This window comes from Pseudomonas sp. TE6288 (genome assembly GCF_054062095.1).
In genome coordinates this window covers 261,881-285,471 of record NZ_JBSSEW010000001.1, presented here as the reverse complement: position 1 = coordinate 285,471, position 23,591 = coordinate 261,881, and the positions used below count along the sequence as shown (strand labels likewise).

Genomic DNA, 23,591 nt, shown 5'->3' with positions numbered 1-23,591 from the left:
GACAAACAAATTTACGCACTGTAGAATCGGGTTACGAATACAACAATAAGGTTCTCCGCCTCCCGGGGAATCAAGCCCGCCGAGAATGGGTCCATATGACATACCATGGGTTCAAGCTGATCATTGGTGACTTCCTGGCCCGCAGCGTGCGCGGGATCCCGTGCTCACCACCACGCCATCTCCACATCGAAAGCCTGTAATCAACCGTTTTTCGCTGCAGATGAGGAAAAGAACATGGCAGATATCTTCGAAAACCCGATGGGCCTGGAAGGCTTTGAATTCATTGAGCTCGCCTCGCCGACCCCCGGCGTGCTGGAGCCGGTATTCCAGATTCTCGGTTTCACCAAGGTGGCTACCCACCGCTCCAAGGATGTGCACCTGTATCGCCAGGGCGGCATCAACCTGATCCTCAACAACGAACCCAAGAGCGCCGCCTCGTACTTCGCGGCCGAGCATGGTCCTTCGGTGTGCGGCATGGCATTCCGCGTGCGCAACGCCCATGAAGCCTATGCCCGCGCCCTGGAACTGGGTGCCCAGCCGGTAGAGATCGAGACCGGCCCGATGGAGCTGCGCCTGCCGGCGATCAAGGGTATCGGCGGCGCGCCACTGTACCTGATCGACCGTTACGAAGAAGGCAGCTCGATCTACGACATCGACTTCAAGTTCATCGAAGGCGTGGACCGCAACCCGGTCGGCGCGGGCCTGAAGATCATCGACCACCTCACCCACAACGTCTATCGTGGGCGCATGGCCTACTGGGCCGGCTTCTACGAGAAGCTGTTCAACTTCCGCGAGATCCGTTACTTCGACATCAAGGGCGAGTACACCGGCCTGACCTCCAAGGCCATGACCGCGCCAGACGGCATGATCCGCATCCCGCTCAACGAGGAGTCGTCCAAAGGGGCGGGGCAGATCGAAGAGTTCCTGATGCAGTTCAACGGCGAGGGCATCCAGCACGTGGCCTTCCTCACCGACGACCTGCTCAAGACCTGGGACGCGCTCAAGGGCTTCGGCATGCGTTTCATGACCGCGCCGCCGCAGACCTACTACGAGATGCTCGAGGAGCGCCTGCCAGGGCATGGCGAGCCGGTCGACCAGCTGCAGGCCCGCGGCATCCTGCTGGACGGTGCCTCCGAGGCCGGCGACAAGCGCCTGCTGCTGCAGATCTTTTCGGAGACCCTGCTGGGCCCGGTGTTCTTCGAGTTCATTCAGCGCAAGGGTGACGACGGCTTCGGTGAAGGTAACTTCAAGGCGCTGTTCGAGTCGATCGAGCGTGACCAGGTGCGTCGTGGCGTGTTGAGCACCGAGTAATCCGTCGAGCACACACTCGCGGGGCAAGCCCGCTCCCGCGCCGGAAGGTGGCGGGAGCGGGCTTGCCCCGCGCTGCGTTATCGCAAACGTTTACTGCTGCCTGTTCAGGTAGCCGATCACCGCTTGGGCTACCTCGGCGCTGGAGGCCGGATTCTGTCCGGTGATCAAGCTGCCGTCCTCCACTACATGAGCTGCCCACGGGTCGTCTGCCTTGCTGTACTCGCCACCGCGAGCGCCCAGTTCGTTCTCGGTGAGGAACGGCACCACCTTGTCCAGCTCAGCCAGTTTTTCCTCGGTATTGGAAAAGCCGGTAACCTTGCGCCCCTTGAGCAGCAAGCTGTTGTCGCTGAGCTTGATATTGAGCAGGCCCACCACCCCATGGCACACCGCGGCGACCGCGCCGCCGTGCTCATGGATGCGCCGTGCCAGCTCCTGCAATGGCTGATTGTCGGGAAAGTCCCACATCACCCCGTGGCCACCGGTGTAGTAGATCGCGCTGTACTGGTCGGCCTTGACCTGGCCAGGGCTCAAGGTGGCGCCAAGGCGGTTCATGAACGCTTTGTCGTTGTACCATTGCCAGTCCAGGTCAGGCGCCATCTGCAGGCTGTGTGGGTCGATCGGTACATAGCCGCCCGCCGGGCTGACATAGTCGACGGTAAAACCCGCTTTTTGCACTGCGTCGACAAAGTGCACGGCCTCGCCCAGCCACAATCCTGTGGCGCGGTTGATATCGGGGTACTTGGCGGTATTGGTCAGCACGACCAGGAGCTTCTTGTTCATGTGCGCATGCCCGTCGAATCCATGGGAAAACGTTTGGCCAGCAAGATCAAAAGCCATTTGAGCATAGCCCCCACCACGCAATGCGCCATGGGCACGGGCGCTGTGCTAGGCTGCTGCAAAAGTGGACGCACTACCGGGAGACGCCATGGAACAGGACACTTCCAGATTTATGCAAGCCGCCATCGACGAGGCCCGCAAGGGGCTCGAGGAAGGCGGCATTCCGATCGGCTCGGTACTGGTGCACGAGGGCAGGATCATCGGCCGTGGCCACAATCGCCGCGTGCAGCAGGGCAGCGCCATCCTGCATGGTGAAATGGATGCACTGGAGAATGCCGGCCGACAGCCGGCCCGGGTTTACCAGCAGGCCACCCTCTATACCACCTTGTCGCCCTGTGCCATGTGCAGTGGCGCAATCCTGCTGTATGGCATCAAGCATGTGATTATCGGCGAGAACTTCACCTTCATGGGCGAAGAGCAGTTGCTCGGCGACCGGGGCGTGCGTCTGGAGGTGCATGACGATGAAACCTGCAAGGCGCTGATGCGCCAGTTCATCGACGCCAACCCAGAACTGTGGAACGAAGATATTGGCCACTGACCTGACCACCCGGGGCGCGGAGGTCCAGGTCATTCATCTGGCACCGCCATCATCCTCTCTGGTCGAGGAGGGCATGCCCATCGCCGGCTTTGACTGGAGCGCGACGCCTTTGGGGGCGTTGACCTCCTGGCCGCCCACCCTGCGGATCGCCGTCGACATGGTACTGATGTCACCGTTTCCCTGTGCGTTGGTCTGGGGGGCGGCCCTGACAGTCATACACAACGATGCCTACCAGGCCCTGCTGGGCGGTGCTGTCGACCACCAGGGGCGTGCCTTCGACGCGCTCTGGGAGCAATCCTGGGAGAGCATGGGGGCAACCGTCTTCAAGGTGTTGCAGGGGCAGGGTAGTCTAATCGAGGATGCCCCATTGCTGGTGAATCGAGAGGGTATCGCGGCGACCGCGTGGGTCACTGGCTGCTTCTCGCCCATCCGCGACGATCAGGGCGTGGTTGCCGGGTTCCTCCACGCGCTGATAGAGACCACTGCCAGTGTCGGGGCCAGCCACGAATGGCGCGAGCTGGCGCAGTCCTTCGAAGCGCGCCTGGTGCAGTACCTGGCCGATCCAGAACATACCTGGCAGTTGTCGCCCGATGTGATGCTGATGCTCGAGGCCGATCTGCGCGTGCGCACAGCCAACCCTGCCTGGGATCGGCTTCTGGGCTGGGGTGAGGCTGCGCAGTTGCAAGTCACCCTGCTCGAGTTGTTCCATCCCGCGGACCGTACCGAAGCGCAGCTGGCGCTGATGGCGCTTGTCCAGGGGCGCGGCGCGCCGCCCTTCGAGGGGCGGGTTCGCCATAGCGACGGCCATTACTGCTGGTTCCGTTGGGTCGGCAACGCTAATCAGGCATTGCCGACGCTGGTGGGGAGGGACATCACCGAGGACCGCAATGCGGTCCAGCGCCTGGCCGAGGCGGCAGTGCGCGACAGCCAGCGCATGGAGGGCGTTGTAAAGGTGGCGGGCGGGTTGGCGCACGAAATGAACAACGTACTGTCCGGCGTCGGTAGCAGCCTGGAGTTGCTCGAGCGACGCCTCGCACAAGGGCGGATGGACCGCGTGGAAGAGTATGTGCGGATGGCCCGGGAATGCGCCCAGCGAGCCATCGGCCTTACCCAGAACCTGCTGGCCTTTGCGCGTAGCCAGCCCTTGTCGCCCAATCCACTGAACATCAACCACCTGCTGCAGGACGCGGAGCCGATACTGCGTCAGACCCTGGGCTGTGAGATAGACCTGAACATGCAGCTGGATGTGGCGCCCTGGCCTTTACAGGTCGACCCGGATACGTTGCGCAACGCCCTCCTGCATCTGTGCGGCAACGCACGCGATGCCTGCCTGGGCAAGGGCAGGCTGACGATCCGCACCGCCAACGAACGGATGGCACTGCCCTGCGAGGGGGCGGCAACCTTGCTGCCGGGGGACTATGTCATGCTGCAGGTCGAGGACGATGGCCATGGCATGAGTCGCGAGGACCTGGCAAGGGTATTTGAACCGTTCTTCACCACCAAGCCCCTGGGGCAGGGGGCAGGCCTGGGGCTGCCCATGGTGCATGGCTTCGTGCAGCAGTCGGGCGGCCAGATGTGGATTGAGTCGACGATCGACCAGGGTACCCGGGTCGTGATGATGTTCCCACGCTACCAGGGAATACTGCCGGAGAGTCCCGCTCGGGATGCACTGCCGCGACAGGTCCAGGGTGAACGATTGTTGCTGGTCGATGATGAAGAAAACCTGCGCGGCCTGATAGAGGAGGCGCTGGTCGATTGCGGCTTCGAGGTGTGTGCCGTGCCCGATGCCAACAGCGCGCTGGGGCAGTTCAGGCATGCAGGGCCGTTTGATCTGGTGATCACCGATATCGGTCTGCCGGGGGGCTTCAGCGGCCGCCAGGTGGCCAAGGCGCTGCGCATGATCGAGCCCGAACAGAAGATCCTGTTCATCACTGGCTTCACCGCCGATCCGGTGGAGCAGGCCCTGCTCGACCAGCCGGGCATGGCATTGATGTTCAAGCCGTTCTCGCTGCAGAAGCTGGTGGTGCAGATTCAGCACATGCTGCAGGCCTGAGGCCGGTGATCACAGCCCCTGCTGCAGGAAAGGGTCGTCCGGGTTCTGCCGCTCCAGCTCGGCCAGCAGGACCTGGACATTCTGCAATTGGCCGGTTTCCTTCCAGTACTCGATCAGCAGTACCCGCACCCGGCGATTGGCCGGTTGACGGTTGAGCACGGTTTCCAGCTGCTTTTGCGCGGCATCGAGCTGTTCCAGCTGGTGCAGGGTGATGGCCAGGGTGTAGCGATAATCGTTGTTTTCCGGTTCCAGCTCGACAGCCCGCGAGAGGGCGAGCAGGGCGTATTCCTGCTGCTCATGGCGGGTCAGCCACAGGCCCAGTTCGTATTGCAGGAACGCCGAGTCCGGGCGCAGTGCCAGGGCCTTGGCGAGCACCTCGCGGGAGGCGTCGTGCTGGCCCTGTTGCTCCAGCAGGCGGACCTGGGTGGCCAGGGTGTCCAGGCCTTCAGGGGCCAAGGCCAGGCTGCGCTGCAGGGCCCGGGAGGCTGCCTCGTAGGCTTGTTCATGCATGTATAGTCGGGCCAGGTGCAGCTGGGCGGCGGCGTCGTCGGGCTGTTGTTCCAGGGTCTGCTCGTACTGCTCCAGGGTATCCTGCAAGGGGCCGAAGTACAGGCCGATGGCGTCGGGGTCGAGACCTAGCAGGGCGTCCACCGCGGCGAAGCGCACGCTTTGCTCGTCATCTTCCAGCAATGGACCCAGCACCAGGCTGCGCTGGGCCGCCGGCAGCAGCCGGCGGATGCTGGTGATGGCGGCGCGGCGTACCAATGGGTCGGCGTGCTCAAGGTCCTGGCTGGCCAGTTTCAACGCCTGTGGCGAGGGGTAGTTGGGCAGTTCGGCATGCAGCGCGGCGCGACGGATGGGGGGCAGGTCGTCGCGTTGCAACTGCTGGTACAACACCCGCGCAGCGCCCGGCAGGCCATCGTGTGCCTGGCGCAGGGCCTTGGCGTAGCTGTGGGGCGGCAGGCTGGGCGGTGCGGGCTGGCGGTCACGCCACAGGTAACCGATCGCCGCGGGCAGCACGAGTAACAGCAACAGGGCGATCAGGAGAGGGCGACGTCTGGGCATCTCGCGGTCCGGGGTGGCATTACGGCAGAGCTTGGGGCAGGCAGGTGGCAAATGCAACGACCAGGGTGCGATCCTGGGGCCGCGCCGCGTGGCAAAATCCGTGTGCTGCGGGTTCGGCCTTGCAAACCTGCAGGGTCTCCTTGCACATCGGTGATGTTCCTCGTGGCGCTCTGCGGTTATCCTCGCCTGAGCCTTTCCTGAACTGTCCTGATCTCCAAGGAGCTGCACGCTGTGTTCAAACATGTCGATGCCTATGCCGGCGACCCGATCCTCTCGCTGATGGAAACCTTCAAGGCCGACCCGCGCGCCGCCAAGGTCAACCTGAGTATCGGTCTGTACTACGACGAAGCCGGCGTGGTGCCGCAGCTGGCGGCGGTGGCTGAGGTGGAGAAACGCCTGGCCGGCCAGCCCCATGAAGCCTCGCTGTACCTGCCGATGGAAGGCCTGGCCGCTTACCGCCAGGCGATCCAGGCCTTGCTGTTCGGCGCCGAGCACCCGGCCGTCGCCGCTGGTCGCGTGGCCACCGTGCAGACCGTCGGCGGCTCGGGCGCGCTGAAAGTCGGTGCCGACTTCCTCAAGCGTTACTTCCCAGGCTCCGAGGTCTGGGTGAGCAACCCGACCTGGGACAATCACCGGGCAATCTTCGAAGGTGCAGGCTTCAAGGTGCACACCTACCCGTACTTCGACCCGGACACCCGTGGCGTCGACTTCACCGGCATGCTGGCCAGCCTGCAGGCCTTGCCGCAGAACAGCGTGGTCCTGCTGCATCCGTGCTGCCACAACCCCACCGGCGTTGACCTGGACCAGCAGCAGTGGCAACAGGTGGTCGAAGTGGTCAAGGCGCGCCAGTTGATCCCCTTCCTCGATATCGCCTACCAGGGCTTCGGCGAAGGCTTGGTCGAAGACGCTTATGCGATCCGCGAAATGGCCCGTGCCGGCGTGCCTTGCCTGGTCAGCAACTCGTTCTCGAAGATCTTCTCGCTGTACGGCGAACGGGTAGGGGGCTTGTCGGTGGTCTGCGACGATGCCGCCACCGCTTCCAGCGTGCTTGGCCAGCTCAAGGCCACCGTGCGCCGCAACTACTCCAGCCCACCCGCTTTCGGCGCCCAGCTGGTGGCCGGCGTGCTGGGTGACGCCGCGCTCAACGCCCAATGGGCCGCGGAAGTTGAAGCAATGCGCAAGCGCATCCTCGACATGCGCCAGGGGCTGGTCGACCTGCTCGGCGAGCTGCTGCCAGGCCAGGACTTCCAGTTCTTCCTGCGCCAGCGCGGCATGTTCAGCTATACCGGCTTCAGCGTGGAACAGGTGCGTCGCCTGCGTGACGAGTTCGGCGTGTACCTGATCGACAGTGGTCGGGTGTGCATGTCCGGCCTGCGCCCGGCCAACCTGCGCCAGGTGGCCGAGGCGTTTGCCGCCGTTCAGCGGTAACCTGCCTGGGGCCGCTTTGCGGCCCTTTCGCCGGCGCTGGCTCCCACCCCTATCGCCTGCATTGCCTCTTTGAGTCCCTGTGAGGTCCGGCTTGCGGTGGCGACAAACCGCGGCGAAAGGGCTGCGTAGCCCCATCCAGCACAACCTGCTTGTAAAGACAAGTGCAACCGTCCCTCGGGCGGGGCTTCCCCAAGTGCAACCTTTGCATGCACAATCGCGCCCCTCTTCCCCGGTTGAGTTGGGCGAATCGTCTATTTCGCCATTCTCAGCCTGTTGCAGTCTTGCGAGTGGAGCTTCACCCGGAATGAATGAGCAGGCCCCAAGCGTTGAACAACGCTTTGTAGAATCGACCCCCGCCACCCTCGGTAGCTGGTCGCGTCAAGACACCACCTGGATGCTGGGCCTGTTCGGCACGGCCATCGGCGCCGGAACCCTGTTCCTGCCCATCAACGCCGGCCTTGGCGGTTTCTGGCCGCTGCTGGTCCTGGCCTTGCTGGCCTTCCCCATGACCTACTTCGCCCACCGCGGGCTGACCCGTTTCGTGCTCTCGGGCAGCAAGGGCGGCGATATCACCGACGTGGTCGAGGAGCATTTCGGCATCACCGCCGGTGCGCTGATCACCGTCCTGTACTTCTTCGCCATCTTCCCGATCCTGCTGATCTACAGCGTGGCGCTGACCAACACCGTCAGCAGCTTCATGGAGCACCAACTGCATATCGCGCCGCCGCCGCGGGCGATCCTGTCGTTCGTGCTGATCCTCGGCCTGCTGGCAATCGTGCGCTGCGGCGAACAGGCCACGGTCAAGGTCATGAGCCTGCTGGTGTATCCGTTCATCGTCGCCCTGGCGCTGCTGGCCCTGTACCTGGTGCCGCACTGGACCGGTGGTATCCTCGACACTGCCACCCAGGTGCCGTCCGGCTCGGCTTTCCTGCACACCGTGTGGCTGGCCATTCCGGTGATGGTGTTCTCGTTCAACCATTCGCCGATCATCTCGGCCTTTGCCGTTGATCAGAAGCGCCGCTACGCCGAGCACGCCGACGAGCGCAGTGGTCAGATCCTGCGCCGCGCCCACCTGCTGATGGTACTGATGGTGCTGTTCTTCGTGTTCAGCTGCGTGCTGACCCTGAGCAGCGCCCAGCTGGCTGAAGCCAAGGCGCAGAACCTGTCGATCCTGTCCTACCTGGCCAACCACTTCGAGCAGCCGGCCATCGCCTTCGCCGCGCCGCTGATCGCCTTCATCGCCATCGCCAAGTCGTTCCTGGGCCACTACATCGGTGCCAGCGAAGGCCTCAAGGGCATGATCGTCAAGACCGGCATGCGCCCGGGCGCCAAGGCCCTGGACCGCATCGTCGCCGCGCTGATGCTGGTGGTGTGCTGGATCGTTGCCACGCTCAACCCGAGCATCCTCGGCATGATCGAATCCCTCGGCGGCCCGATCATCGCGGTACTGCTGTTCCTGATGCCGATGTACGCCATCCGCCGCGTGCCGTCGATGCGCAAGTACAGTGGTGCGCTGTCCAACGTGTTCGTGGTGGTGGTCGGCCTGGTGGCCTTGACCTCGGTGGTGTACGGCCTGCTGGCCTGAATGCTCGCCATGTAGGAAAAGCGCCCGGGCCGACGCCAGTCGCCCGGGCGTTTGTCTACAGGAATCGCCCGAACGTAGGACAATTTCATCTTTGCCCATAGGCACTTGCGCTGCTTCATGGTTAACTCTGGATCCTTTTCAAACCCCCGCATAAGGATTTCCGCCATGGCTCAAGTGACTCTCAAAGGCAACCCGGTTCAGGTCAGCGGTGAACTGCCGAAGCAAGGCGCCGCGGCACCTGCCTTCTCCCTGGTCGCTGGCGATCTGTCGAACAAGTCGCTTGCCGACTTTGCCGGCAAGCGCAAGGTGTTGAATATCTTCCCAAGCGTCGACACCCCGACCTGCGCCACCTCGGTGCGCAAGTTCAACGCCCAGGCCAATGACGTGGCCAACACCGTGGTGCTGTGCATCTCCGCCGACCTGCCGTTCGCCCAGGCGCGCTTCTGCGGTGCTGAAGGCCTGGAGAACGTGAAGAACCTGTCGACCCTGCGTGGCCGCGAGTTCCTGGAAAACTACGGCGTGGCCATCGCTGATGGTCCGCTGGCCGGCCTGGCCGCCCGCGCCGTGGTGGTGCTTGACGAAAACGACAAGGTGCTGCACAGCGAGCTGGTGGGCGAAATCGCCGACGAGCCGAACTACGAGGCGGCGCTGGCTGTCTTGAAGTAAGTGTTCACCGGCTAGCCGGCGAACCAGGTAACACCCGGTAACGGCCTGGACCCTGTTCCAGGCCGTTTTCATTTAAAGTTCACGCCTTTGCCAACGTCAGCCGAAGGTAAAGCACTGGTAAAGCCCCTTTGCTAAAACGATGCCAGTGCTTATCGTTCACGCTCTCCACGCCGTCATTCTCTGAACAAGGTTCGTTCGACCCATGCAAGCCTCCAATTCCCGTTCTCCTCGTCGCTGGCTGTTCGGCCTGCTGATCCTGCTGCTGGTGGCCCTGCTGGCCTGGTGGCTGTGGCCCGCAACGACCGCCCATAAAGAGGGTGAAGGGCATCGCCCGGGCAAAGGCATGGGTGGGCGGCCGGGTTTCGGCGCCTCCACCGAAGCGGTGCCGGTGCGCGTCGAGCCTGCGCGGGTGGGTGACTTCCCGCTTTACTACAAGGCCCTTGGCACCGTGACCGCGACCAACACGGTCAATGTGCGCAGCCGGGTGGCTGGCGAGCTGGTGAAGATTCATTTCAAGGAGGGCCAGCAGGTCAAGGCCGGCGACCTGCTCGCCGAGATCGACCCGCGCAGCTACCGTATCGCCCTGCAGCAGGCCGAAGGCACCTTGGCGCAGAACCAGGCTCAACTGAAGAACGCCCAGGTCGACCTGGCTCGTTATAAAGGCCTGTATGCCGAAGACAGCATCGCCAAGCAGACCCTGGACACCGCCGAGGCACAGGTCGGGCAATTCCAAGGGCTGGTCAAGACCAACCAGGCGCAGGTCAACGACGCGCGCCTGAACCTGGAGTTCACCCAGATCCGTGCGCCGATCAGCGGTCGCCTGGGCCTGCGCCAGCTGGACGTGGGCAACCTGGTCGCCGCCAACGACACCACGGCGCTGGTGGTCATCACCCAGACCGAGCCGATCAGTGTCGCCTTCACGTTGCCGGAAACCCAGCTCGACACCGTGCTCGCCCGCTACCGCAGTGGCGCCAGCCTGCCGGTGGAAGCCTGGGATCGTGGCGACCAGAAGCTGCAGTCCACCGGCGTGCTGGGCAGCCTCGACAACCAGATCGACACCGCCACCGGCACCCTGAAGTTCAAGGGCACCTTCCAGAACGCCGACCATGCCCTGTTCCCCAACCAGTTCGTCAATGTGCGCCTGCTGGCCGACACCCTGAAGCAGGTGGTACTGGCCCCGGCCGCGGCCATCCAGTTCGGCAATGACGGCACCTTCGCCTATGTGGTCAACGCCGAGAGCACGATCAACATCCGCCCGCTCAAGGTCGGTGCCAGCGATGGTGAGAACAGTGTGATCGTCGAGGGCCTGGCCGCCGGTGACCGCCTGGTGCTGGAAGGCACCGACCGCCTGCGCGAAGGCTCCAAGGTCGAAGTGGTCGAAGACAGCTCGCAAGTGCCGACCACCCCCGGCCAGCACCTGCAGGGGCAGGGCGCCAAAGGCTCGGCGCAGACTGGTGAACCAGGCTCCAAGGCGGGCGCATGAACCTCTCGCGCCTGTTCATCCTGCGGCCGGTCGCCACCACGCTGAGCATGCTGGCCATCGTCCTGGCCGGCCTGATCGCCTACAAACTGCTGCCGGTGGCGGCCTTGCCCCAGGTCGATTACCCGACCATCCGCGTCATGACCCTGTACCCCGGCGCCAGCCCCCAGGTCATGACCAGCGCCGTCACCGCACCCTTGGAGCGTCAGTTCGGGCAGATGCCGGGCCTCGAGCAGATGGCCTCGACCAGCTCCGGCGGCGCCTCGGTGCTGACCCTGCGCTTCAACCTCGACATGAACATGGATGTCGCCGAACAGCAGGTACAGGCCGCGATCAACGCCGCCAGCAACCTGCTGCCCAGCGACCTGCCGGCGCCGCCGGTGTACAACAAGGTCAACCCGGCCGACACACCGGTGCTGACCCTGGCCATTTCCTCCAAGACCATGCCACTGCCCAAGCTCAACGACCTGGTCGATACCCGCGTTGCGCAGAAGATCGCGCAGATCAGCGGCGTCGGCATGGTCAGTATCGCCGGTGGCCAGCGCCAGGCCGTGCGGATCAAGGTCAACGTCGACGCGCTGGCCGCCAACGGCCTCAACCTGGACGACGTGCGCACCCTGATCGGCGCCTCCAACGTCAACCAGCCCAAGGGCAACTTCGACGGCCCGACCCGGGTGTCGATGCTCGACGCCAACGACCAGCTGCGCTCGCCGGCCGAATACGCCAATCTCATCCTCAAGTACAACAATGGCGCGCCGCTGCGCCTGAAGGACGTCGCCGAGATCGTCGACGGCGCCGAGAACGAGCGCCTGGCCGCCTGGGCCAACCAGAACGAGGCGGTGCTGCTGAACATCCAGCGCCAGCCCGGCGCCAACGTCATCGAGGTGGTCGACCGGATCAAGGAGCTGCTGCCGTCGATCACCGACAACCTGCCGGCAGGCCTCGACGTCAGCGTCCTCACCGACCGCACCCAGACCATCCGCGCCGCCGTGCGCGACGTGCAGCACGAGTTGCTGTTCGCCATTGCCCTGGTGGTGATGGTGACCTTCCTGTTCCTGCGCCGGGTCTCGGCCACGGTCATCCCGTCGATCGCCGTGCCGCTGTCGCTGATCGGCACCTTCGGGGTGATGTACCTGGCCGGCTTCTCGGTCAATAACCTCACGCTGATGGCCCTGACCATCGCCACCGGTTTCGTGGTGGACGATGCCATTGTCATGCTGGAGAACATCTCCCGGCATATAGAAGAGGGCGAGACACCGCTGCAGGCCGCGCTCAAGGGCGCGAAACAGATCGGTTTCACCCTGATCTCGCTGACCTTCTCGCTGATCGCGGTACTGATTCCGCTACTGTTCATGGCCGACGTGGTCGGGCGGCTGTTCCGCGAGTTCGCCATCACCCTGGCGGTGGCCATCCTGATTTCCCTGGCGGTGTCACTGACCTTGACGCCGATGATGTGCGCCCGGCTGCTCAAGCGCGAGCCCGAGGAGGAGGAGCAGGGCCGCTTCTACCGTGCCAGCGGCGCCTGGATCGACTGGCTGATCAAGCACTACGCCAGTGCCCTGACCTGGGTGCTCAAGCGCCAGCCGTTGACGCTGCTGGTGGCCGTGGCAACCCTGGCGCTGACCGTTGTGCTCTACCTGATGGTGCCCAAGGGCTTCTTCCCGGCCCAGGACACCGGGGTGATCCAGGGTATTTCCGAGGCACCGCAGTCGACTTCGTTCGCCGCCATGAGTCAACGCCAGCAGGCCCTGACCGAGGTAATCCTGCAGGACCCGGCAGTGCAGAGCCTGTCTTCGTACATCGGTGTGGATGGTGACAACGCCACCCTCAACAGCGGCCGCCTGCTGATCAACCTCAAGCCCCATGGCGAGCGCGACGTGACGGCAGCCGAGGTGATCAGTCGGTTGCAGCCGCAGCTCGACAAGCTGGTCGGCATCCGCCTGTTCATGCAGCCGGTGCAGGACCTGAGCATCGAGGATCGGGTCAGCCGCACCCAGTACCAGTTCAGCCTCAGCTCGCCGGATGCCGACATGCTCGCCGAGTGGAGCGGCAAGCTGGTGCAGGCACTGAAGGACCGCCCGGAGCTGCAGGACGTGGCCAGCGATCTGCAGGACAAGGGCCTGCAGGTGTACCTGGTGATCGACCGCGACATGGCCAGCCGCCTCGGCATCACCGTGGCGCAGATCACCAACGCCCTGTACGACGCCTTCGGCCAGCGGCAGATCTCGACCATCTACACCCAGGCCAGCCAGTACCGCGTGGTGCTGCAGTCGCAGACCGCGGCCAGCCTCGGCCCGCAGGCCCTGGAAGCGGTCCACGTCAAGGCCGCCGACGGCGGCCAGGTGCGCCTGTCGGCCCTGGCGCGCATCGAGCAGCGCCAGGCCCAGCTGGCCATCTCGCACATCGGCCAGTTCCCGGCGGTGATGATGTCGTTCAACCTGGCCCATGGCGCGTCCCTGGGCGAGGCGGTCAAGGTGATCGAGCAGGTGCAGCAGGACATCGGCATGCCGATCGGCGTGCAGACCCGTTTCCAGGGCGCCGCCGAGGCGTTCCAGGCCTCGCTTTCGAGTACCTTGCTGCTGATCCTTGCCGCCGTGGTGACCATGTACATCGTGCTCGGCGTGCTCTACGAGAGCTACATCCACCCGGTGACCATCCTCTCGACGTTGCCTTCGGCGGCGGTAGGGGCGTTGCTTGCGCTGCTGCTGAGCGGCAACGACCTGGGCATGATCGCCATTATCGGCATCATCCTGCTGATCGGCATCGTCAAGAAGAACGCGATCATGATGATCGACTTCGCCCTCGAGGCCGAGCGTCATCAGGGCATGAGCCCGAATGATGCGATCTACCAGGCTGCGCTGCTGCGCTTCCGGCCGATCCTGATGACCACCCTGGCTGCGCTGTTCGGCGCGGTGCCGCTGATGCTCGCCACCGGTTCCGGCGCCGAGCTGCGCCAGCCGCTGGGCCTGGTGATGGTCGGCGGCCTGTTGGTGAGTCAGGTGCTGACCCTGTTCACCACGCCGGTCATCTACCTGTACTTTGACCGCCTGGCACGTCGCTGGCGCCCAGTTGACGATGCGCGGCAGGCCGAAGCATGAACCTGTCAGGACCCTTCATCCGCCGGCCAGTGGCCACCATGCTGCTGAGCCTGGCGATCATGCTGCTGGGCGGAGTGAGTTTCGGCCTGCTGCCGGTGTCGCCACTGCCGCAGATGGATTTCCCGGTGATCGTGGTGCAGGCCAGCCTGCCTGGGGCCAGCCCCGAGGTCATGGCGTCCACCGTGGCCACGCCGCTGGAGCGCAAGCTCGGCGCCATTGCCGGCGTCACTACCCTGACCAGCAGTTCCAACCAGGGCTCGACCCGGGTGATCATCGGCTTCGAGCTGGGCCGCGACATCGATGGCGCGGCACGCGAGGTGCAGGCAGCGATCAACGCCACTCGCAACCTGCTGCCCAGCGGCATGCGCAGCATGCCCACCTACAAGAAGATCAACCCGTCCCAGGCGCCGATCATGGTGCTGTCGCTGACCTCGCAGGTGCTGTCCAAGGGCAAGCTGTACGACCTGGCCGACACCATCCTGTCCCAGAGCCTGTCGCAGGTCAGCGGGGTTGGGGAAGTGCAGATCGGCGGCAGTTCGCTGCCGGCGGTGCGCATCGAGCTCGAGCCGCAGTTGCTCAACCAGTACGGCCTGTCCCTGGACGATGTGCGCACCGCCGTGGCCAATGCCAACCAGCGCCGGCCCATGGGCTTCGTCGAGGACAGCGAACGTAACTGGCAGGTACGCGCCAACGACCAGCTGGAGCAGGCCGAGGACTACAAACCCATCGTCATCCGCCAGCAGAATGGCTCGATCCTGCGCCTGTCGGACGTGGCCAAGGTCAGCGATGGCGTGGAGAACCGCTACAACAGCGGCTTCTTCAACGACGAGAGCGCGGTGCTGCTGGTGGTCAACCGCCAGACCAACGCCAACATCATCCAGACCGTCGAGCAGATCAAGGCCGAGCTGCCGGCGTTGCAGTCGCTGCTGCCGGCCAGTGTCAAGCTCAACGTGGCCATGGACCGTTCGCCGGTGATCAAGGCCACCCTGAAGGAGGCCGAGCACACCTTGCTGATCGCCGTGGTGCTGGTGATCCTGGTGGTCTACCTGTTCCTCGGCAACTTCCGCGCCTCGCTGATTCCGAGCCTGGCGGTGCCAGTGTCGCTGGTGGGCACCTTCGCGGTCATGTACCTGTGCGGATTCTCGCTGAACAACCTGTCGCTGATGGCGCTGATCCTTGCCACCGGCCTGGTGGTGGACGATGCCATCGTGGTGCTGGAGAACATCTCCCGGCATATCGAGAAGGGCGAGAGCCCGATGCGGGCCGCCTACAAGGGCGCGCAGGAGGTCGGTTTCACCCTGCTGTCGATGAACGTCTCGCTGGTGGCGGTGTTCGTCTCCATCCTGTTCATGGGCGGGATCGTGCGCGGTTTGTTCAAGGAGTTCTCGATCACCCTGGCGGCGGCGATCATCGTCTCGCTGGTGGTGTCGCTGACGCTGACGCCGATGCTCTGCTCGCGCTGGCTCAAGGTCCATGGCCCGCAGCAGCAGACCCGCCTGCAACGCTGGAGCGACCGTATCCACCAGCGCATGGTCGCCGGCTACGACCGGAGCCTGGGCTGGGCGCTGCGCCACAGGCGCCTGACCCTGCTCAGCCTGCTGGCCACCATTGTGCTCAACATCGCCCTCTACGTGGTGGTGCCCAAAACCCTGATGCCGCAGCAAGACACCGGCCAGCTGCAAGGCTTCATCCGCGGCGACGACGGCCTGTCGTTCACCGTGATGCAGCCGAAGATGGAGATCTACCGCCGCGCCCTGCTCGCGGACCCGGCCGTGGAGAGCGTCGCCGGCTTCATCGGCGGCAACAGCGGCACCAACAATGCCTTCGTGCTGGTGCGCCTGAAGCCGATCGGCGAGCGCAAGGAAAACGCGCAGAAGGTGATCGATCGCCTGCGCAAGGACTTGCCGAAGATCCCTGGCGGGCGTCTGTACCTGATGGCTGACCAGGACCTGCAACTCGGTGGCGGCGGTCGCGACCAGACCACCTCGCAGTACCTCTATACCCTGCAGAGCGGCGATCTGGCCGCTCTGCGCGAGTGGTTCCCCAGGGTCACCGCCGAACTGCGCAAACTGCCCGAGCTGACTGCCATCGACGCTCACGACGGCGCCGGCACCCAGCAGGTGACCCTGGTGGTCGACCGTGACCAGGCCAAGCGCCTGGGCATCGACATGGACATGGTCACCGCAGTGCTCAACAATGCCTACAGCCAGCGGCAGATCTCGACCATCTACGACAGCCTCAACCAGTACCAGGTGGTGCTGGAGATCAACCCGAAGTACGCCTGGGACCCAAGTACCCTGGAGCAGGTGCAGGTGATCACCGCCGACGGCGCCCGGGTGCCGCTGTCCACCTTCGCCCGCTACGAGAACAGCCTGGCCAACGACCGCGTCAGCCACGAAGGGCAGTTCGCCTCCGAGGACATCTCGTTCGATGTCGCCGAAGGCTACAGCCCAGACCAGGCCCTGGCCGCGCTGGAGCGGGCGGTGGCCAAGCTTGGCCTGCCCGAATCGGTGATCGCCAAGCTCGGTGGCGATGCCGACGCCTTCACCAAGACCGCCGAAGGCCAGCCGTTCATGATCCTAGGCGCTCTGGTGCTGGTGTACCTGGTGCTGGGCATCCTCTACGAGAGCTACATCCACCCACTGACGATCCTCTCCACACTGCCTTCGGCCGGGGTCGGCGCCTTGTTGGCGCTGTACCTGACCGGTGGCGAATTCAGCCTGATCTCGCTGCTGGGGCTATTTCTGCTGATCGGCGTGGTGAAGAAGAACGCCATCCTGATGATCGACCTGGCCCTGCAGCTGGAGCGCCATGAAGGCCTGTCACCGGAGGAGTCGATCCGCCGTGCCTGCCTGCTGCGCCTGCGGCCGATCCTGATGACCACCCTGGCCGCGATCCTCGGCGCGCTGCCGCTGCTGCTCAGCCGCGCCGAGGGCGCCGAGATGCGCCAGCCGCTGGGCCTGACCATCATCGGCGGCCTGGTCTTCAGCCAGATCCTCACCCTCTACACCACGCCTGTGGTCTACCTGTACCTCGATCGCCTGCGCCACCGGTTCAACCGCTGGCGCGGCGTGCGCACCGACGCTGCCCTGGATACCCCGCTATGAACTTTGCCCACACCCGAATCCATCGTGCCCTCAGGCTGCTGACCCAAGGGCGCGGCTCGCGCCTGGTCAGCGCCGGGTTGTGCGTGGCCATGCTCAGCGCCTGTACCTTGAGCCCGGACTATCACCGCCCGGAGATCAGCACCCCGGCGCAGTTCAAGCAGGCCCAGGGCTGGACCCAGGCCAACCCGTCCGATGCCATCGCCCGCGGGGCGTGGTGGGAGCTGTATGGCGACAAACAGCTCGATGCCCTGGTGGAAGAGCTCAACCGCAGCAACCAGACGGTGGCGCAGTACGAGGCGCAGTACCGCCAGGCCCAGGCACTGGTGCGCAGCAGCCGCGCCGCGCTGTTCCCCTCGTTGAACCTCACCGCTGGCAAGAACCGTTCGGCCCAGGGCACCGGGAGCTCCAGCTCGAGCCTGTCGAACAACAGCAGCGGCATCCGCAACACCTACAACGCGCAACTCGGCGTGAGCTGGGAGATCGACCTGTGGGGCAAGCTGCGTGAAGCCATGAACGCCAACGAAGCCAGTGCCGACGCCAGCTTGGCCGATATGGCGGCCATTCGCCTGAGCCAGCAGTCGGAACTGGTGCAGAACTACCTGCAACTGCGGGTGATCGACGCGCAGAAACGCTTGCTCGAGGCCACGGTAGCGGCCTATGAGCGGTCATTGAAGATGAACGAGAACCAGTACCGCGCCGGGGTTGCCGGGCCAGATGCCGTAGCCCAGGCGCGTACCCAGCTCAAGAGCACCCAGGCCGACCTGATCGACCTGGCCTGGCAGCGCGCGCAGTATGAGAACGCCATTGCCGTGTTGATGGGCAAGGCACCGGCCGACTTCGCCCTGGCGGCGACCCGCGACATTCCGGCGTTGCCGCAGGTGCCGGTGTCGCTACCGTCGCAGTTGCTCGAGCGCAGGCCCGACATCGCCTCGGCCGAGCGCAAGGTCATGGCGGCCAACTCCAATATCGGCGTCTCCCGGGCAGCGTACTTCCCCGACCTGTCCCTGAGCATGAATGGCGGGTACTCCAGTAGCAGTTTCAACAACTGGATCGAGCTGCCCAACCGCTACTGGTCCGTCGGCCCGCAGTTGGCGTTGACGCTGTTCGATGCCGGCAAGCGCAGCGCCGAGGTGGACCGCACCGTGGCGGTGTACGACCAGACCGTGGCGCAGTACCGGCAGACGGTGCTGGATGGCTTCAAGGAGGTGGAGAACTACCTGGTGCAGCTCAAGGTGTACGGCGACGAAGCCGTTGTCCGGCAGGAAGCGCTCGAGGCGGCGCGGGAGTCGTTGCGCTTGACCGAGAACCAGTACAAGGCCGGGTTGATTGGTTACCTGGACGTGGTGAACGTGCAGACCACGGCGCTGAGCAGTGAACGCAGCGTGTTGACGCTGTTGCAGGGGCGGCTGGTGGCGAGCGTGCAGTTGATCGCAGCGCTGGGCGGAGGCTGGGATGCCCGGACGGAGTTGGCCGAGCAGTGACCTGCTGTTGGCGACTTTGCCCGTGACGCTGCACCGCATCACAGATCGCCACATGGCACGTGGCGTTCGGCCATTTCTCGTGCAAACTGTGTAAGGCCACGTCGTCGGTGGCGTAATCCATTGCACGAGGAGCGCCATGAGCGGACGTTGTCTGGGCCTGTCTGTGTGGTTGTCGTGCCTGCTGGCCGTGGTTCCACTGCGCGGCTTTGCCGCGGACAATTGCCAGCACCTCACCGCCACCGGCAACCCGGAGTACCCACCTTATCTCTGGCGCGACCCGCATAACCCCGCGCAACTGATCGGCGCCAATGCCGACTTGCTGAAGCAGGTGGCCAAGGACCTCGGCCTGGTGGTGGATGTGATGTATGTCGGGCCGTGGTCCAGGGCGCAGGAGGAAGTGAGCAGCGGGCGCATCGACATGCTGGCCGGCTACTTTCGCACCCAGGCGCGCGAACTGCTGACCGACTTCATCAGCCCGCCATTCCTGTTCAATTCCAGCGTGGTCTGGGTGCGCAAGGGTGAAGGCTTTGCCTACAGCGACTGGTCCGACCTGAAAGGGCGACGTGGCGGGACGCTGGTCAACAACAGCCATGGCCAGGCGTTCGACGACTACGCCCGGGCGCAGCTCGACCTCGAAGCGGTGCCCAGCGTTACCCAGGCTTTCCAGAAGCTGCTGCTCAAGCGCAGCGACTACGTGATCTTCGAACAGTACCCCGGCATGGCCCTGGCGCGCGCGCTGGGCAAGGAAAAGGAACTGGAGGTACTTGAGCCGCCGGTGTCCAGCGAAGGGCTATACCTGGCGCTATCACACAAGTCGGGTTGCAACCAGCCGGCGCTGCGCGAAGCGCTGGCGCGCAAGATGCGGGAGCTGGTGGCGGGGCCCTTGCCCGAGCAACTGGTGGCCGAGAACCTGGAGCGCTGGCAGCGTCAGCAGGCCGGCAAGTGAAGCGATTGCGTCATTAGTCGGCACCCTGTCCGATGCCTTTGATCTAAGGCCACGTTCTCTTGGGCCTATGCTGTTGTGGCGAAACCCCATCCTTGTTTTCTCGCGAAGGTATTCTCATGAGCCAGCCTACTGTCGTGCTTGTACACGGTTTTTGGGGCGGGGCCGCCCACTGGGGAAAGGTGATTGTCGAGCTGGCGCGCAAGGGCATCAAAGACGTGCGCGCCGTGGAGCTGCCTCTGACGTCCTTGGCCGACGATGCCGAGCGCACCCGCAAGATGGTGGCGCAGGCGCCAGGCGAGGTGCTGCTGGTAGGGCACTCTTACGGTGGGGCGGTAATCACCGAGGCCGGCAACGCCGCGAACGTGAAGGGACTGGTCTTTATCGCGGCCTTTGCCCCAGACGCGGGTGAAAGCCCTGGTGGGCTGACACAGCAGCATCCACCCATCGCGGTAGCGAACCTTGCGCCGGACAGCGATGGCTATCTGTGGATCAAGGCCGACAAGTTCCACGAAAGCTTTTGCCAGGATCTGTCGGTGGATGAGGCATGGGTCATGGCGGTGACGCAGAAGGCGCCGCTGGCGAGTACCTTCGGTGACACCATCAGCGACCCGGCCTGGAAGCACAGGCCCTCGTGGTATCAGATTTCCAGCCAGGACCACATGATCGCCCCGCTCAATCAGCAAATGATGGCCGCGCGCCTGCAGGCGCGCAAAGTCATCACCTTGGATGCCAGCCACGCGTCGCTGGCTTCGCGGGCAGGTGAGGTGGCCGCGCTGATCGAAGAAGCGTTAGGGTAGTTCAGCTCTTGCACTTGGCCAGGACGACCTGGCAGGTCCGCGGCGTGCCCCCGGACCTGCCGGCATAGCGCATGCAACTGTCCAGCGACTTCCTGCTCGCCATGGCCAGTGTCGGACCGAATGCCAGGCCACCTTCGCCGCTGCTGGGCAGCGCCTTGGCATAGCAGTTGGAGCCTTGGGCGGCGTAGCGGGTGCTGGCGTGCTTGTTCGAACAACCGGTCGAAAAGGACAGGGTGATGGCGAGCAGGGCGAGCGGCACTGCATGCCTGGGCAGGGTGGCCATTGCAGGCTCCGGGAACGGCGTGGTGGTGTGTTGAGCTTAGCCGGAGTCGCTTCGCTTGGCTTGGTGTTTCTCATGGTCAGGGATCTGCAGGAGGTGCCTGATCAATGGGGTTGCCCGCGATCAACGCCATGAGCAGAAGCAAACGACAAGTGGCAATATGCCTTCAGCTACTCGCGTAAAGGCTCTAACCCCTTCACTGCGGGGCTTGCGAGCGGCTTTTGGATCCATCGAGAAGCGCGAAAACCCCGTGCGTTTCAGCAAAGCTTGAGTACAATCATCGGCTTTTCCCGGGCCCCCCGGTTCGTTCCTGGACGTGCGAATGCTGATCGGTAGCTACTCCTCCTCGCTGGTGTTGATCTCGCTGTGCGTGGCCATCCTTGCCTCTTACACGGCCCTGGACCTGACCGGGCGTATCGCCACGGCCAAGGGCAGGGCGGTGTACCTGTGGATGGGCGGCGGGGCATTGGCCATGGGTATTGGCATCTGGTCGATGCACTTCATCGGCATGCTGGCGTTCAGCCTGCCCATCGAGCTGGGTTACGACACTGCGCTGACTGGCCTGTCGTTGTTGATCGCGGTGGCTTCGTCGGGCTTCGCCCTGTGGCTGGTGAGCCAGCCGAAACTACCGTGGCTGCAACTGGCCTTCGGTGCCTTGATCATGGGCACCGGCATCGCCTGCATGCACTACATGGGCATGGCCGCACTGCGCATGCAGCCGGGCATCGACTACGACCCGACGCTGTTCAGCGCCTCCCTGGCCATTGCGGTGGGCGCTTCGGCGGCGGCGCTATGGATAGCCTTCCGCCTGCGCCAGCACACGCCCTATGTACGGCAGATCCGTGGCGTGGCGGCGGTGGTGATGGGGGTCGCCATCGTCGGCATGCACTACACCGGCATGGCGGCGGCCAACTTCCCGGCGGGCAGCTTCTGCGGCGCACTGGCCACGGGGCTCGCGGGCGACGGCCTGGATTACCTGGTGCTGATCACCACCCTGGCAGTGCTGGCGGTGGCCTTGCTGACTTCGGTGCTTGACGCTCGGCTGGAGGCGCGCACGGCGGAATTGGCGCGCTCGCTGACCCTGGCCAACCAGGAACTGACCCAGCTGGCCCTGCATGACACCCTGACCGGGCTGCCCAACCGCACGCTGCTGGCCGACCGTATCGACCAGGCCGTCGGCCGCGTGGCGGAGCAGGGCGGCTGCTTCGCGCTGATGTTTATCGACCTCGACGGCTTCAAGCCCGTCAACGATGCCTTCGGCCACCATGTTGGCGACCTGCTGCTCAAGGCAGTGGCGGCGCGTTTGCGCGGCCACCTGCACAGCCAGGACACCCTGGCGCGCATCGGCGGCGACGAATTCGTGCTGCTGGTGGAGCTGGACGAGCCGGACGACGCCATGAATGTCGCGGCCAAGCAGGTCAACCTGATGGCCAGGCCGTTCCGTGTGGCCGAACACGACCTGCAGCTGTCGGCGAGCTTGGGCATCGTGCTGTATCCCGGCAATGGCCTGGACCAGCACGAACTGCTGCGCAACGCCGACGCCGCCATGTACCACGCCAAGAGCGCCGGCAAGAACGGCTACAGCTTCTTCGATGCGTCCATGAACAGTAACGCGCGCCAGCAGCTGCAACTGCTGCAGGACCTGCGCACGGCCCTGGAGCACGGCCAGTTCCGCCTGCACTACCAGCCCAAGTTCGACGCCGTGCAGCGTCTGCCCATCGGTGCCGAGGCCTTGCTGCGCTGGGAGCACCCGCAACATGGGTTGATGCTGCCGGACCGTTTCATCGGCCTGGCGGAAAAGACCGGGCTGATCATCCCGATCGGCGAGTGGGTGCTGGGTGAAGCCTGCCGGCAGATGCGCCAGTGGCTGGACCAAGGTAATGAAGGGTGGCGGATCGCGGTCAACCTGTCGGCCATTCAGTTCTGCCACGCCGGGCTGGTCGACAGTGTGGCAAGGGCGCTGGATGTAAATGACCTGCCAGCCAATCGCCTGACCCTGGAAATCACCGAGACCACCGCCATGCGCGACGCCGACGCCAGCCTGCACGTACTGCAGCGCCTGTCGGACATGGGCGTGGACCTGTCCATTGATGATTTCGGCACCGGCTACTCAAGCCTGATGTACCTCAAGCGCCTGCCGGCCAACGAACTGAAGATCGACCGTGGCTTTGTGCGGGACCTGGAGCAGGACAGCGATGATGCGGCGATCGTCTCGGCCATCGTCGCCCTGGGCCAGGCACTGGGTCTGCGCATTGTCGCCGAAGGCGTGGAAACCGACCGCCAGCAGGACTTCCTCACCCGCCTGGGTTGCGATTCGCTGCAGGGTTATCTGCTCGGCCAGCCGGTGCCGCCGGAGCAGTTCATGGCAGGGCTCCAGGCGCTCAAGGCACGCCAGGCCCAGGTAGGCTAGACCACGCTGCGCAAAGGGCTGGCAAGCAGGTCGAAGGTTTCCATCTCGGCCTCCACGGCCTCGATGATGCGCTCGACATCGGCGGCGTGCATGATGGTTGCGCAGGGGATGCCGGCAATGGCCAGCAGGGTTTCGCCGGTGGCACGGTCGAACAGCCGGGCGACCATGCTGCGCGGGGCATCCATGCTGGCTTCGAAACCCAACGGATGAAAATGCCAACGCATCACCTGGCAGGCGTTGGGGAACGTCATCTTGTTCATGCCAGCCTCCTTGTTCGTGAACGTGGTGATTGCAAAGCGGTAACAGCCTAGGCCGTCCTGGCCGTCAGGACTCTAACCTTAGCACCTGCCATGGCAGTATTCGCTGGAAAATATGGCAGATGTACTAATGCATGACGGCGGTCACAGTCCTGTCACGATGAACGGTGGGCGCGTAGGGCCAGGCAAACGTTTTCCCCGTGGGCCTGCGCCTGGCAGCCAGCAGCGCTCTGCTATGTTTACCGTCAGCGC

17 protein-coding genes are annotated in these 23,591 nt (G+C 64.5%); 13 read left to right on the top strand and 4 right to left on the bottom strand.

Annotation, left to right across the window (positions count from 1 at the left end; translation table 11 throughout):
• Window positions 1-234: 234 nt before the first annotated feature.
• Window positions 235-1,311 carry a 4-hydroxyphenylpyruvate dioxygenase gene (hppD, locus tag ACVWY1_RS01405; protein ID WP_457377675.1) on the top strand — a complete coding sequence of 359 codons (1,077 nt, stop codon included), beginning with the start codon at window positions 235-237 and terminating at the stop codon, window positions 1,309-1,311.
• A gap of 90 nt (window positions 1,312-1,401) precedes the next feature.
• Here the strand turns inward: hppD and ACVWY1_RS01400 are convergent, their stop codons facing one another.
• Window positions 1,402-2,091: a type 1 glutamine amidotransferase domain-containing protein gene (locus ACVWY1_RS01400; RefSeq protein WP_457377674.1), complete on the bottom strand. Its 690-nt coding sequence runs from the start codon at window positions 2,089-2,091 to the stop codon at window positions 1,402-1,404.
• A 145-nt stretch (window positions 2,092-2,236) separates the two neighbouring features.
• On the opposite strand from ACVWY1_RS01400, the gene ACVWY1_RS01395 reads away from it, so the two are divergent.
• Window positions 2,237-2,686 carry a nucleoside deaminase gene (locus ACVWY1_RS01395; protein WP_457377673.1) on the top strand — a complete coding sequence of 150 codons (450 nt, stop codon included), beginning with the start codon at window positions 2,237-2,239 and terminating at the stop codon, window positions 2,684-2,686.
• A gap of 73 nt (window positions 2,687-2,759) precedes the next feature.
• Window positions 2,760-4,739, top strand: coding sequence for an ATP-binding protein (locus ACVWY1_RS01390; RefSeq protein ID WP_457377715.1), 1,980 nt, complete (start codon window positions 2,760-2,762; stop codon window positions 4,737-4,739).
• A 9-nt stretch (window positions 4,740-4,748) separates the two neighbouring features.
• Here ACVWY1_RS01390 and ACVWY1_RS01385 read toward each other — a convergent pair whose 3' ends face one another.
• The gene (locus ACVWY1_RS01385; RefSeq protein WP_457377672.1) at window positions 4,749-5,804 is read right to left on the bottom strand and encodes a tetratricopeptide repeat protein; all 1,056 of its coding nucleotides are present in this window, start codon (window positions 5,802-5,804) and stop codon (window positions 4,749-4,751) included.
• Between the two features lie 231 nt (window positions 5,805-6,035).
• Between ACVWY1_RS01385 and ACVWY1_RS01380 the strand changes: the two genes are divergently transcribed.
• The 9 genes from ACVWY1_RS01380 to ACVWY1_RS01340 all read left to right on the top strand — a co-directional run bounded on the left by ACVWY1_RS01380 (window position 6,036) and on the right by ACVWY1_RS01340 (window position 20,392).
• Window positions 6,036-7,232, top strand: coding sequence for an amino acid aminotransferase (locus tag ACVWY1_RS01380; protein ID WP_457377671.1), 1,197 nt, complete (start codon window positions 6,036-6,038; stop codon window positions 7,230-7,232).
• A gap of 304 nt (window positions 7,233-7,536) precedes the next feature.
• On the top strand, window positions 7,537-8,817 hold the full coding sequence (locus ACVWY1_RS01375) for a serine/threonine transporter (protein WP_023631759.1): 1,281 nt from the start codon (window positions 7,537-7,539) through the stop codon (window positions 8,815-8,817).
• Between the two features lie 165 nt (window positions 8,818-8,982).
• On the top strand, window positions 8,983-9,483 hold the full coding sequence (tpx, locus tag ACVWY1_RS01370; RefSeq protein WP_028692156.1) for a thiol peroxidase: 501 nt from the start codon (window positions 8,983-8,985) through the stop codon (window positions 9,481-9,483).
• Window positions 9,484-9,685: 202 nt separating this feature from the next.
• The gene (locus tag ACVWY1_RS01365) at window positions 9,686-10,966 is read left to right on the top strand and encodes an MdtA/MuxA family multidrug efflux RND transporter periplasmic adaptor subunit (RefSeq protein WP_457377670.1); all 1,281 of its coding nucleotides are present in this window, start codon (window positions 9,686-9,688) and stop codon (window positions 10,964-10,966) included.
• Window positions 10,963-14,061 (top strand): MdtB/MuxB family multidrug efflux RND transporter permease subunit, encoded by a 3,099-nt coding sequence (locus tag ACVWY1_RS01360; protein WP_457377669.1) that lies wholly within the window; start codon window positions 10,963-10,965, stop codon window positions 14,059-14,061. The genes ACVWY1_RS01365 and ACVWY1_RS01360 overlap by 4 nt, the downstream gene beginning before the upstream one ends.
• Window positions 14,058-17,168, top strand: coding sequence for a multidrug efflux RND transporter permease subunit (locus tag ACVWY1_RS01355; protein ID WP_430943887.1), 3,111 nt, complete (start codon window positions 14,058-14,060; stop codon window positions 17,166-17,168). Before ACVWY1_RS01360 ends, ACVWY1_RS01355 begins: the two co-directional genes overlap by 4 nt.
• Window positions 17,165-18,649, top strand: a complete 1,485-nt coding sequence (locus tag ACVWY1_RS01350; protein ID WP_102683915.1) for an efflux transporter outer membrane subunit — start codon at window positions 17,165-17,167, stop codon at window positions 18,647-18,649. The genes ACVWY1_RS01355 and ACVWY1_RS01350 overlap by 4 nt, the downstream gene beginning before the upstream one ends.
• Before the next feature lie 136 nt (window positions 18,650-18,785).
• Window positions 18,786-19,595: a substrate-binding periplasmic protein gene (locus ACVWY1_RS01345; protein WP_110699243.1), complete on the top strand. Its 810-nt coding sequence runs from the start codon at window positions 18,786-18,788 to the stop codon at window positions 19,593-19,595.
• 116 nt (window positions 19,596-19,711) lie between these two features.
• Window positions 19,712-20,392, top strand: coding sequence for an alpha/beta hydrolase (locus ACVWY1_RS01340; RefSeq protein WP_110699241.1), 681 nt, complete (start codon window positions 19,712-19,714; stop codon window positions 20,390-20,392).
• Between the two features lies 1 nt (window position 20,393).
• On the opposite strand, the gene ACVWY1_RS01335 is transcribed toward ACVWY1_RS01340, so the two are convergent.
• A complete protein-coding gene (locus ACVWY1_RS01335) occupies window positions 20,394-20,675 on the bottom strand; it encodes a hypothetical protein (RefSeq protein ID WP_457377668.1) in 282 nt (93 codons plus the stop codon).
• 319 nt (window positions 20,676-20,994) lie between these two features.
• Between ACVWY1_RS01335 and ACVWY1_RS01330 the strand changes: the two genes are divergently transcribed.
• Window positions 20,995-23,082 carry a putative bifunctional diguanylate cyclase/phosphodiesterase gene (locus tag ACVWY1_RS01330; RefSeq protein WP_110699239.1) on the top strand — a complete coding sequence of 696 codons (2,088 nt, stop codon included), beginning with the start codon at window positions 20,995-20,997 and terminating at the stop codon, window positions 23,080-23,082.
• Here ACVWY1_RS01330 and ACVWY1_RS01325 read toward each other — a convergent pair.
• A complete protein-coding gene (locus tag ACVWY1_RS01325) occupies window positions 23,079-23,342 on the bottom strand; it encodes a DUF1652 domain-containing protein (RefSeq protein WP_110699237.1) in 264 nt (87 codons plus the stop codon). The genes ACVWY1_RS01330 and ACVWY1_RS01325 overlap by 4 nt on opposite strands.
• Between the last annotated feature and the right edge of the window lie 249 nt (window positions 23,343-23,591).